At 43.4% G+C, this 13,214-nt stretch carries 6 protein-coding genes; all 6 read left to right on the forward strand.

Annotation, left to right across the window (positions count from 1 at the left end):
• Positions 1-2: 2 nt before the first annotated feature.
• The 6 genes from BQ7394_RS23155 (at position 3) to bglX (ending at position 13,213) form a co-directional block, all read left to right on the forward strand.
• Positions 3-1,625, forward strand: coding sequence for a RagB/SusD family nutrient uptake outer membrane protein (locus BQ7394_RS23155; RefSeq protein ID WP_075559551.1), 1,623 nt, complete (start codon positions 3-5; stop codon positions 1,623-1,625).
• A 66-nt stretch (positions 1,626-1,691) separates the two neighbouring features.
• Positions 1,692-4,118 carry a glycoside hydrolase family 127 protein gene (locus BQ7394_RS23160; RefSeq protein ID WP_075559552.1) on the forward strand — a complete coding sequence of 809 codons (2,427 nt, stop codon included), beginning with the start codon at positions 1,692-1,694 and terminating at the stop codon, positions 4,116-4,118.
• 93 nt (positions 4,119-4,211) lie between these two features.
• Entirely contained in the window at positions 4,212-5,924 is a 1,713-nt protein-coding gene (locus BQ7394_RS23165) for a DUF6377 domain-containing protein (protein ID WP_075559553.1), read from the forward strand.
• A gap of 213 nt (positions 5,925-6,137) precedes the next feature.
• Entirely contained in the window at positions 6,138-9,317 is a 3,180-nt protein-coding gene (locus tag BQ7394_RS23170) for a SusC/RagA family TonB-linked outer membrane protein (RefSeq protein ID WP_075559554.1), read from the forward strand.
• 21 nt (positions 9,318-9,338) lie between these two features.
• Positions 9,339-10,904, forward strand: a complete 1,566-nt coding sequence (locus tag BQ7394_RS23175) for a RagB/SusD family nutrient uptake outer membrane protein (RefSeq protein WP_075559555.1) — start codon at positions 9,339-9,341, stop codon at positions 10,902-10,904.
• 56 nt (positions 10,905-10,960) lie between these two features.
• Positions 10,961-13,213, forward strand: coding sequence for a beta-glucosidase BglX (gene bglX, locus BQ7394_RS23180; protein ID WP_075559556.1), 2,253 nt, complete (start codon positions 10,961-10,963; stop codon positions 13,211-13,213).
• Position 13,214: the final 1 nt, after the last annotated feature.

Raw genomic sequence — 13,214 nt, forward strand, 5'->3', positions numbered from 1 at the left:
AGATGAAAACATATCACAAAATAACAGGAATAGTCTTTTCTATTCTTTTGATCGGCTCAATACTGAGTTGTAATGACTTAAAAGAGAATGTGTTCTCCTCCGTTACCGAGCAAAGCTATAATTATTCGGAGCAGGATTTCAACTCAGTCATTGCTTGTGTCTATCCTCCTATGAGAAACGTTTTCAGTCATACCGGTTTCTGGACTGCCCAGGAAGTAAGTGCCGATGCGATCGTTTCTCCTCCGACTGCTACCGGCTGGTATGATGGAGGACAGTATATGCGCTTTCATTATCATAACTGGAATTCGGAGCAAAGTAATGTTGCAGATATCTGGAACTGGATGTATCGAGGTGCACTACTAGCAAACAATGCGATAGAACAGATAGAAAGTGGTAAAATCCCGACTGTATCCCCCGAACAAAAAGAAAACGGACTCATGGAATTAAGAGCGGTACGAGCTTTTTATTATTGGTTAATTTGTGACAACTTCGGAGATGCTCCATTAGTTACAAATATTTCTAGTGAGTTACCCGAAAAAAGCAGTCGCAAGGAAATTTATGACTTTGTAGTCAATGAATTACTTGAAGTAACTCCTAAATTAAGTGAAGAGCAAGGAACCGACATGTACGGGCGCATGACAAAATGGGCAGCCAAAGCTCTTTTAGCAAATGTTTATCTGAATGCCGAAGTGTATACAGGAGAAAATCGCTGGAAGGAATGTATTACCCAATGTGACGACATTATCAACAGTGGAAAATGTGAATTATCCTCTAATTATAAAGATTCGTTCAAATCATCAGGAGTAGAAACCTCCAAAGAAGTCATCTTCGCTATTCCTTTCGATAAAACACTTGCCGGAGGAAACGATATGCATATGCGCTCCTGGCAAAGTGAATTGAAAAAGAAATTCGATCTAGAAGTAACTCCCTGGGGTAGTGGAACAGTAATGGGAGTTACCCAATTTATTGATACATATGACGTAGACGACAGTCGAATAGATGATACCTGGCTACGCGGGCAACAATATGACATAGATGGTAATATGCTTTATGGAGTATATGATGAGCCTGGCAAACCTTTCATTATCGGGAAAGATATACCGGATGGCAGTTATGTCAAGGAATTTGAAGGATACCGGATGAATAAGTTTGAAGTAGCCCCCAAAACACCGACAAGCTCCGATACTGATTTTCCGTTCTTCCGGTATGCACAAATACTATTGATGAAAGCAGAATGCCTTTTACGTACTAATCAACCCGGAGCCGGAGCATTAGTGACCCAAGTACGGGAACGGGCATTTAAGAACACTCCGTCTAAAGCAATAGTTACCGATGATCAACTCAGGCAAAACTCCGTTTACAAATATGGTTATGTAGAAAAATACATTATTGTAGACCCAGGAAACCAAGACCCTATTCAATTTGGACGTTTATATGATGAATTAGGGTGGGAATTTGCCTGGGAAGCCCAGAGAAGACGGGATATGATCCGTTTTGGGTTATTCACAAAAAAGAGTTGGTTATCCCATAAACCTGCCGGAGATTATAAAACTGTATTTCCAATTCCAGAAACAGTTCTTACTTCAAACCTGAAGCTAACACAGAATCCAGCTTATTTACAATAAGTATTTACAAATAGGAGAATATGTTATTATATTCTCCTATTAGAATCATCCATTAAATTTATTCATATGAAAAAGATATTTCTATTTACAATCTGTCTATTATCAAGTATACAACCTCTGTTCTCCCAAGAAATGGTAAAACCATTACAGGAAAACAAAATAGACCTTTTCCCATTAAGTGCCGTTAGAATCACAGACGGTCAGTTCAAACACATTCAGGATTTGGACCATGAATATCTTTTAACACTGGAACCAGACAGGCTCTTATCATGGTTTCGCCGTGAAGCAGGTTTAACACCAAAAGCACAACCTTATCCTTTCTGGGAGTCTGAAAATGTGTGGGGAGGAGGACCTTTGGCCGGACATATTCTTGGCTTTTACATGTCCTCCATGTCTATGATGTACCAGGCAACCAACGATAAAAAGATCCTTGACCGGTTAAATTATATCGTAGAAGAAATGAAACAATGCCAGGATGCCCACGGTGATGGCTATCTGCTAGCTACCATCAACGGTAAACATGTATTTGAAGATGTTATAGACGGAGATTTTAGGACATCCAATCCATTTATAAATGAGACATGGGAACCAGTGTACATTATGAATAAAATTATGCTGGGACTCTATAACATATATACATTGTGCGGAATTCAGGAAGCAAAACCCATATTGATCAGGATGGCTGATTGGTTCGGTAATGAAGTACTGAATAAATTAAATCATGAAAATATTCAAAAATTACTGGTTTGCGAACATGGATCCATCAACGAATCTTATATCAATGTATACACCATAACGGGAAGCAAAAAATACCTGGAATGGGCTAAACAATTAAATGATGAAGATATGTGGATTCCGCTCTCCGAAGGAAAAGATATTCTGAACGGTTGGCATGCCAATACACAAATCCCCAAATTTACAGGATTTAACGCAGTGTACCAGTATACTGATAATAAAGCCTATTATGATGCTGCTAACCTTTTCTGGAACATCGTTGTACAAAAACATACTTGGGTAAATGGCGGTAACAGTACAGGAGAACATTTCTTTGAAGAAAAAATGTTTGAACAGAAAGTTCCACAATATGGAGGTCCGGAATCCTGTAATTCCGTAAATATGATGAGACTTACAGAAAGTTTGTATCAAACCGATGCCAAACCGGAAAGAATAGATTATTATGAACGAATTCTTTATAACCATATTCTAGCAAACTTTGACCCGGAAGAAGGAATGTGTTGCTATTATACCTCCATGCGTCCCGGCCATTATAAAATATACGGAACAAAATATCATTCGTTCTGGTGTTGCACAGGAACAGGCTTTGAAGCACCTGCAAAGTTTGCCAAAATGATCTATGCTCACAAAAATAATTCTCTTTATGTCAATCTTTTTATGGCTTCTCAGGTGGAATGGAAAGAAAAAGGTATAATCTTAAAACAATGTACCCGCTTTCCTGATGAAAACCAGTCTATATTGACTGTTCAAACCTCAGCTCCTAAAACATTTGACCTAAAAATCAGGAAACCGTTGTGGACGGGAAAAGGAGACTTTTCACTTAAAATAAATGGCAAAAATATTAAATCCGCCATATCTGAAGAAGGGTATTTGTGTATCTCACGTGAATGGTCTGATGGAGATGAAATCATCATTTCTTTTACTCCCTTACTTAATATCGATCCTCTAAAAGAGAGTAAAAGATATTTTTCAGTGACTTACGGACCTATTGTATTAGGAACAAAAATCAACAATACAAATATTGATAAAAGTGAATTCCGGCATAGTCGTAAAACTGTTGCAAACACAATGATCCCTATGTCGGATACTCCAGTATTGATTGGTTCTACGGAAGAGATCAAACAAAATATGAGACGGATAACCGGAAACGAATTAATGTTTCGATATTCACCAAAGCAAGGAAACGAAATAACTTTTATTCCTTTTAATCGTATTCACTTCAGCCGTTATGCCATTTATATGCTTCATATAGAAAAAATAGAAGACTACAAACAAACAATAACAGATGGTTCGACTTTTCATAATCGGAACACAAGTTTGGGCATCATGAGTATTGATGCTGTCAATATAGGGGATAAAGATTCCGAACAAATGCACAAAATGGAAACAGTAAATAGCATGGCAGAGAAATATGATGCAACTGCATCCTGGAGACGAGCAACCAATGGCGGATACTTTATGTATAACCTAAGAGCACTACCGAATGAAAAACAATCCCTTTATTTTGCGTTTCGTGCAAATGATCAGGATGAATTTACTTTTGACGTACTGGTGGATGGTCGAATAATCAAAACCTTTACTCGCAATAAGGCAGATATGAATCTGGTAACCTCCTACTTTTCTGAGTTTATCCCAATCCCGGAGGAGTTAACCAAAGGAAAAAATAATATAACGATCAAGATCGCAGCTCGACTTAAAAATATTACTGGCGATATTTTAGATCTCAAATTGCTACGAACAGATCAAGAGAATATTTAATGATAACTATTACTGACTAATTCTGAATAAAAAAGAGGGTGAGATTCATCCTCTTTTTTTATCTTTGACCCGTAAACCTTAAATCAGACAACAATGTATATCAGGATAATACTATTATTTATCATTCCTTCATTCGTTTGTTCAGGATATGCCGACGGGCAATCAGTATCCGATAACATCGAAAAAATGCTACAAAGCCTTGACTCACTCCTCGCAAAAAAGGAGACTTTTGTCGTTGCTAAAGAAAAACGAATTGAAGAACTAAGAAAAATGGAACAGAAAGTTCAGACGGATGAAGAACAATACTGGATGAATAAACTATTCTATGAAGAATTTATGGTATACGACAGTGATTCGGCATTGAGTTATATACACAAAAACCTGGATATCGCCCGGAAACTGAATAATCCGCAATGGGTTGCACAATGGAATATCGAACAATCTTTTATATTATCGGCCACCGGATTCCTGAAAGAAGCACTAGATGCCTTGAATGAAATAAATATCGATAATCTGTCATCTTATGCCAAAACGGATTATTACGGACAGATGATGTATCTCTATTCGCATTACGGTCAATATTCCGGGGAAGACTCCCAACAAAGCATACTTTATTATGCCCAGGAAAAGATATACCGGGATTCCATTTTTTCCAGTATACCGGATAATCATCCCTATTATTTATGGTACAAAGGATGGCAGTATAACGGAACTCCTATGGCCGAAGAAGTAAAAGAACAGTTGGGGTTATCGTTGGCTTCTGCATCTTTCGATTCCAGAAAGGAGGCCATGAATGCATATATTTTAGCAATAATGAATAGAGACGAAGGTAACGAAGAGGAATATCTTCGTTACCTCATTTTATCAGCCATGGCTGATATCCGGTCGGCCAACCACGATATCGCTTCACTGGAAGAACTTGGAAAAACCCTCTATGAAAGGGGAGCCACAGACCGCGCCTATTCGTATCTTAACTATTGTCTTGGATGTGCACAGCTATACAAAAACAGGATACGTATGATCGGTATTTCATCTGCCTTGGACGCTATCCATAAAACCTATGAACAAAGAAATAAAAAGCAAGAAGCTGATTTACGCCAGTATCTGTTCATCGTAAGCATGTTACTATTGATTCTGCTTGCCGCCGTATTCTTCATTGGATTACAAATGAAGCGGCTGAAAGAGTCACGAAAGAAACTGAACAAAGCCAATCAGAGCCTGAATAAACATGTCGAAGAACTCGAACAGGCTCATGGACAACTGGCTGAAGTGAATAACCAACTCCAATCATTGAACGGACAATTATTGGAAGCGAACAATAATTTAACGGAATCAAACTATGTCAAAGAAGAATACATCGGTTATGTATTCAACATATGTTCAAACTATATCAGTAAACTCGATGAATACAGGAAAAATATAAACCGGAAGGTCAAAACCGGTATGATAGACGAAGTGAAAAAGATGACGGATACCTCTTCAATGGCCGCTAATGAACTAAAAGAATTTTATCGCAATTTCGATGCTATTTTCCTACACATCTATCCGGACTTTGTTTCCGATTTCAATGCATTACTCGAACCGGATAAACAAATCATGCCCAAAGAAGGGGAACTGCTAAATACCGAGCTCCGTATCTATGCCCTGGTTCGTTTGGGAATCAGCGACAGTGTAAAAATAGCCGAATTCCTCCATTGCTCCGCCCAAACAGTCTACAACAACCGATTGAAAACACGCAGTAAAGCAGTCGTTCCTAAAGAACATTTTGCGGAAATCGTAAAATCTTTGGGAAAAATAGAGCGCTAAAGTGGAGTTAAAAGCCTCCTTGACCTTATATAACAACTTACTTTTTTCATTTATTTATAACATATATACAACTGCATATCAGCCATATAACAAATATGCCAGTTTACTTCTCCTATTTACCTGACTATTGAGACCCACAAACCACACTTTACTTTTGCAAGTACAATAAAAGTAAAATGATTAGTATGTTAACTTTAAAAATGTATTTATCTTATGAAAAGCATTTTAGTAAAAAAGCGGCTTTATAAAAGAATCATTCCTTTATTATGCCTGTTACTATTCCCTACATTCTTGTTTGCCCAGAAACTTACGGTAAACGGACAAGTGAAAGACACCCAGGGTGAGCCTGTTACCGGCGCAAATGTGGCGATAAAAGGAACCACGACCGGAACAATAACGGATCTGGATGGTATGTTCTCAATTCCTGATGTAGAGCAAGGCTCCATCATCGAAATCTCTTTTATAGGTTATTTAGCTCAATCGGTGAAGGCTTCGGATAATAATCCTTTATCAATTATTCTGAAAGAAGATAACCAGGCTCTGGACGAAGTAGTCGTTATCGGTTATGGCGTTCAAAAGAAGAGTGTGGTTACCGCCTCCATTGCCCGGGTTTCTGCCGACGACCTGAGTACAACAGCTCCCGTTCGTGTGGATAATGCGCTGAAAGGTTTGGCATCGGGTGTGCAAGTAACCACAACCAATGGTCAGCCGGGATCAGAAGCCAAAATCCGCATACGTGGTATCGGTACCATCAACAATTCCGACCCCCTTTATATTATTGACGGTATGGCCATCGACGGCGGTATTGACTATCTGAACCCGAATGACATTGCTTCTATCGAAGTACTGAAAGATGCAGCTTCAGGAGCTGTTTACGGTGCACGTGCTGCCAATGGCGTTGTTCTGGTAACAACCAAGAGCGGAAAAGAAGGTAAAGTAAAAGTGACTTACGACTTTTCTTACGGATGGCAACGCCCCTGGAAAGAACGTGAATTGCTGAACGGCACACAGTATGCCACCTTGATGAACGAAGCCAGTAACTATGCAGGCGAAGGCAATATGTACGAAAATCCTGCCCAGTACGGTACGGGAACAAACTGGCAGAAGGAAACTTTCAACTATGATGCCCCGGTGCAGAACCATCAGGTAAGTGTAAGCGGCGCCACAGAAAAAATCAATTATTTCCTATCCCTGGGTTATTACAACCAGGAAGGTATTGTCGGTGGCGATTACGACCGCTCAAACTACAAACGTTTGACCTTACGCTCCAATTCTACCTATACTATGTTCGACGAAAGCAAAAAACGCAATTGGTTAAACAAAATGGTTGTCGGGGTAAATGCAGCTTATTCCCGCATTAAGAACTCAGGTATTGAAGCAAACTCATTAACTGGTTCCGCGTTGGGTAATGCTATGTTCCTTTCCCCTCTGATGGGAGTATATGCCGATGACGAAGAGGCTTTGTACAAACAATATGCCGACGAGATTAAGCAATACGGCGACCTGGTCAGAGACAAAAAGAACGGTCGTTTGGTAACTATTCCGGGCAAAGACTTCAATGAGATCAGTAATCCGCTGGGATATCTTTCCCTGCCGGGAGAAGTAAACAACTCGGATAAATTCGTGGCCAACTTCTTCGCTGAGCTAACTTTGTGGGATAATCTGAAGTTTAAGACCTCTTATGGCGCCGACCTGGCCTTCTGGGGAAAAGACGGATGGAGCAAGGCGTATTACCTGGCAGTGAACAGCCACAACGACAAATCGAAAGTATGGTCGGAAATGAACCGGGGCTGTACGTGGCAGCTCGAAAATATCCTGACCTATGACAAGACATTCGGATCTCATTCGTTTGCAGTCGTATTAGGGCAATCAGCCAAGAAATATACCGGTCGTAAGATAGGCGGTAGTGCATACGATATGATTGCGGAACTGGAAGACAAAGCCAACCTCGATTTCACATCCGGACTGGCCTCCGACGGCAAACGCGATGTATACGGCGGCATGTTCGACCCTTCCACACTGGCTTCCTATTTCGGCCGTATCAGCTACAACTACAACGAACGTTATATGTTACAGATGACCGTACGCCGCGACGGATCTTCCAACTTCGGGCCCAACAACAAATGGGCAACATTCCCTTCCGTCTCTTTGGGGTGGAACATCACGAACGAATCCTTTATGGAAAAACGTCCGGAATGGCTGACCAGTACCAAACTGCGCCTGTCATGGGGTAAGAATGGTAATGAAAATATCGGAGCTTTCCGCTATACAGCCAATGTTGCAACCGGCAATAACTATGTATTCGGTGGCGGCGCAGGCCAGCAGATCATTATGGGTAGCAAGCCGTCGGGTACTCCTAATGCCGACCTGAGATGGGAAGAATCGGAACAATACGATGCCGGCCTCGACTTTGGATTCTTTAATAATTCACTGACACTGAATGTCGATTATTTCAAAAAGAAAACAAACGGCATGCTAAAAGAAATGAGTATCCCTTCTTATCTGGGAGAATCTAAGCCTTGGGGTAACGTAGGTAAGATGGAAAACTCAGGTGTTGAAGTGGATCTGGGATATAAGTTCGGTTCAGGCGACTGGAACTTCCGGATCGGTGGTAATATCAGTTACCTGAAAAACAAACTGATCAACCTGGGCAACTCGGATGGTTTTGAAATGATGGATAACGTTCACCAGCTGGGTAATGTCAGCCGCGCAGAGAACGGGGAAGTTTATCCCTACTTCTACGGTTACAAGACAGCCGGTATTTTCCAGAATCAGGCACAGATCGATGCTTACGTAAACAATAAGGGAGAAAAGCTTCAGCCTAACGCCGAACCCGGTGATGTTATCTTTATCGATGTAAACGAAGATGGAAAGATCAGCGATACCGACCGGACAAAGATCGGCAAAGGTACTCCTGACTGGACATACGGCCTTAACTTCCAGGCTTCGTGGAGAGATATCGATTTCAGCATGCTGATCGCCGGTTCTATCGGCAACGATATATTCGATGCCACCCGCCGTCTCGACCTGAGATATGTAAACCTTTCTGCCGACATGATGGATCGCTGGCACGGTGAAGGGACTTCAAATACAGTTCCCCGCTTCACCTGGGCCAACAACAATGATAACTACCGTGTTTCAGACCTCTACGTTAAGAATGGTTCATACATGCGCCTGAAAAACATCCAATTGGGTTATACATTGCCGAAGACATTGACGTCCAAAGTATTCATCTCTAGTCTTCGTGTATATGTAGCAGCCGAAAACCTGCTCACGCTGACCGGTTACAAAGGATTCGATCCTGAAATTTCCTACGATGCCTCTTCAGGTATCGACAGAGGTATCTATCCGCAGGCTCGTACGTTTACAGTTGGTTTAAACCTTAATTTCTAACATTAATAAAGACAAAACAACATGAAAAAGATAATTATAGCTTCTTGTGCAGCTCTGGCAATATTCGGAGCAACTTCATGCGGAGACGATTTCTTATCCGTAGAGCCTTCCAGCAGTGTGCCCATTGACGGGTATTACAACTCGGAAAGTCGTATCATGGAAGCAGTTACCGCTGCTTACGATCCACTTCAATGGTATGACTACTTCTCAGGATGGGCACCTTTAAGCCTGGTATACGACTGCATGAGCGATGATGTATATGTAGGCGGCGGAAGTACCAGCGACCAGGGTGAGATCCATCTGATCTCCCAATACCAGTCAGACCCCATCAAAACAATCGGTGGCGCATGGACGACCAGCTATTCGGGTATCAACCGTTCGAATCTTGTGATTGCAAATGTCGAAGCAATCGAAATGGCAGACGCAGATAAGAAAAAGCTGACCGCCGAAGCCCGCGTACTGCGTGCCTGGTATTATTCCGTCCTGTGGAAGTTATGGGGCAATGTTCCTTACTATGATGTGAACCTTACTTTCCCGTATATCGCAGAACAGAAAACGGCGAAAGAAGTGTATGACCTGGTGGAAGCAGACCTGGCCGAAGTGCTCGACAGCAAAGTGCTTCCGATGAAACAACCGGCCGAGTGGGCCGGTCGTGTCACACAGGCGATGGCCTCCATGCTATATGCAGAATATGTGATGTACCAACAGGATGAATCCAAATATGCAAAAGCTCTGGCATATATGAAGGATATCATTTCTTCAGGCGAATACTCCCTGCAACCGTTCGAAAATCTCTGGGAAACAGAGTTCGAATGGAATAACGAGACGATCTTCGACATCAATTACATAGCCAAAGGTGGCAAGAGAACCTGGGATGACGCCAACTTTACCGGAGGCACCGTAGTCCCTGCCATGATCGGTATCGACGGCCTGAGCGGCAGTCCGGATTATGTTGGCGGCTGGGGATTTGAAGCCGTTGCCAAAGAGGCTTATGATACTTATGAAGCCAACGACAAACGTCGCGACACCGGTATCCTGAATATGGATAAATACATAGCCGACAATGCAGCTAAAGGTATAACTGTTACTTACGGAGGCCGTTACCAGAACACAGGCCTGTTCCTACGCAAATATCTGGGACGCATCGGAGGTAATGCCGGTTGTGTAGGTGATCCCGACCTGAACTGGGACAACAATCTCCGTATCTATCGCTATGCAGAGACATTGCTGAATGCCGCCGAACTGGCAACACGTACAGGAGATACAGGTGCAGCTAAAGGCTACCTGACCCAGGTTCGCGAACGTGCAGGGGTTGCTCCGGTCGATGCAAGCCTCGATAATCTTCTGCAGGAACGCCGCCGTGAATTTGTAGGTGAAGGAAAACGTTACTTCGACCTGATTCGTTTCGGTAAAGCCGAAGAGGTATTGAAAGCCAAAGGCGGAAAAGTACTGGATAAAAAAGGTGGCTCATACGTGAAAGACGGTATCCCCGAACGCGTTCAATGGACTATCAACAAGAAATACCTCCCGATCCCGCAGAGTGAAATCGAAGCGGCAAAAGGGACTATCGTTCAGAATCCGTATTAACAGTTACCATGTAGGGGCGGCGTTTATCCGCCCTTTACAACAATCATATAACAACCATGAAAACAGTAAGATCAACGATATTCTACACCGGCCTGCTGGCTCTTACCCTGATGGCATGCAGTCAGCCTTCCGGGAGCGGTAAAGATTCACTTGTCGAAAGACAAGTGGAAGAACTACTCGGCAAAATGACCTTATCCGAAAAAATCGGTCAGATGAACCAGTTGAGCCCGTTTGGCAGCATGGATGAAATTGCAGGACAGGTTCGCAAAGGAGAGATCGGTTCGTTACTGAATGTGACGGACCCTGGAAAAGTCAATGAGATACAGAAAGTAGCGGTGGAAGAATCCCGGCTGGGTATCCCCCTGTTGATATCGCGTGATGTCATTCACGGATATAAAACAATATTCCCAATACCCCTGGGACAAGCCGCTACTTTCAATCCTCAGATCGTGCAGGACGGTGCCCGCGTAGCCGCTATCGAAGCATCTGCCGACGGTATCCGTTGGACGTTTGCCCCGATGATCGATATCTCACGCGATCCCCGCTGGGGACGAATCGCCGAGAGTTGCGGCGAAGATCCGTATCTAAGCTCCGTCATGGGTGTAGCCATGGTAAAAGGGTTTCAAGGCGATTCCCTAAACGATCCGACCTCCATCGCAGCCTGTGCCAAACACTTTATCGGCTACGGAGCAGCAGAAGGGGGACGCGATTATAATTCGACATTCATTCCCGAACGCCAGATGCGTAACGTCTATTTTCCTCCGTTCGAAGCGGCAGCGAAAGCCGGATGTGCCACCTTTATGACGTCTTTCAACGATAATGACGGTATTCCTTCGACAGGAAATACCTTTATCCTGAAAGATGTACTGCGCGATGAATGGAAATACGATGGCATGGTCGTTACCGACTGGGCTTCGACAGCCGAAATGATCTCCCACGGCTTCTGTAAAGACGAAAAAGAAGCTGCCTTGAAATCGGTTAATGCCGGCATCGATATGGAAATGGTCAGCGGTACCTTTATCCGCCACCTGGAAGAACTTGTAAAAGAAGGGAAGATATCGGAAGCGGCTATCAACAATGCGGTACGCAACATCCTTCGTCTTAAGTTCCGTCTGGGACTGTTCGATAATCCTTATGTAAACACAGACCAACATGTAAAATATGCACCTGAACACCTCGCCAAAGCCAAAGAAGCAGCAGAGCAATCGGTTATCCTGTTAAAGAACGACCGGGAGACCTTACCTTTCACCGATAAGATCCGTACCATTGCGGTCGTAGGTCCGTTGGCGGATGCTCCTCACGACCAGATGGGAACCTGGGTATTCGATGGAGAAAAAATACATACTCAAACCGTACTGGCAGCCTTGAAAGAGATGTATGGCGACAAGGTACAGTTTATCTACGAACCCGGATTAGGTTACAGCCGCGACAAGAACACAAGCAATATCTCCAAAGCCGTAAGGGCCGCCGCACGTGCGGACGCCGTACTGGTATGCGTCGGGGAAGAGTCTATCCTCTCGGGTGAAGCCCATTCTTTAGCAGACTTACACCTGCAGGGAGCGCAAAGCGAACTGATTGCCGCCCTGACAAAGACAGGGAAACCCCTCGTAACCGTTATCATGGCAGGCCGTCCATTGACGATCAAGCAGGAAGTAAACCAGTCGAATGCCGTTCTCTACGCTTTCCACCCGGGAACGATGGGTGGCCCGGCTATTGCCGACCTGCTTTTCGGAAAAGTGGCACCGAGCGGTAAAACGCCGGTTACCTTCCCGAAGATGGTAGGACAAATACCCGTTTACTATGCCCATAACAACACAGGACGCCCTGCTTCCCGCCAGGAAACGTTGATCGATGCTATTCCGCTGGAAGCCGGACAGACTTCGCTGGGCTGTACCTCTTTCTATATGGATGCCGGCTTCGATCCCCTGTTCCCCTTCGGTTACGGATTGTCGTACACCACATTCGGATACGACAACCTGCAACTGACCACCGATAAGTTGGCTGCCAACGGAACACTGGAAATCAGTTTCGACCTGACCAATACCGGTAAATACGACGGAACAGAAGTAGTACAATTGTACGTACAGGACATCTTCGGCTCTGTTACCCGTCCGGTCAAAGAATTGAAAGGTTTCCAACGCGTTTCCCTGAAGCAGGGTGAGAAGAAAACCGTCACCTTTTCTCTCCCAGCCGAAGAACTGGCATTCTGGAACATAGATATGCAGAAAGTAGTAGAGCCAGGCGAGTTCAATCTCTGGGTCGGCCCCAACAGTGCAGAAGGATTACAAACAACATTCACAGTAGAATAAC

The sequence above is a fragment of the Parabacteroides timonensis genome, from assembly GCF_900128505.1.
Classification (GTDB): Bacteria; Bacteroidota; Bacteroidia; order Bacteroidales; family Tannerellaceae; genus Parabacteroides; species Parabacteroides timonensis.

What these genes read in the sequence shown, in the direction of transcription:
- BQ7394_RS23155 (WP_075559551.1), top strand. Translation starts at nt 3, where the DNA reads ATGAAAACATATCACAAAATAACAGGAATAGTCTTTTCTATTCTTTTG.
- BQ7394_RS23160 (WP_075559552.1), top strand. Translation starts at nt 1,692, where the DNA reads ATGAAAAAGATATTTCTATTTACAATCTGTCTATTATCAAGTATACAA.
- BQ7394_RS23165 (WP_075559553.1), top strand. Translation starts at nt 4,212, where the DNA reads ATGTATATCAGGATAATACTATTATTTATCATTCCTTCATTCGTTTGT.
- BQ7394_RS23170 (WP_075559554.1), top strand. Translation starts at nt 6,138, where the DNA reads ATGAAAAGCATTTTAGTAAAAAAGCGGCTTTATAAAAGAATCATTCCT.
- BQ7394_RS23175 (WP_075559555.1), top strand. Translation starts at nt 9,339, where the DNA reads ATGAAAAAGATAATTATAGCTTCTTGTGCAGCTCTGGCAATATTCGGA.
- bglX (WP_075559556.1), top strand. Translation starts at nt 10,961, where the DNA reads ATGAAAACAGTAAGATCAACGATATTCTACACCGGCCTGCTGGCTCTT.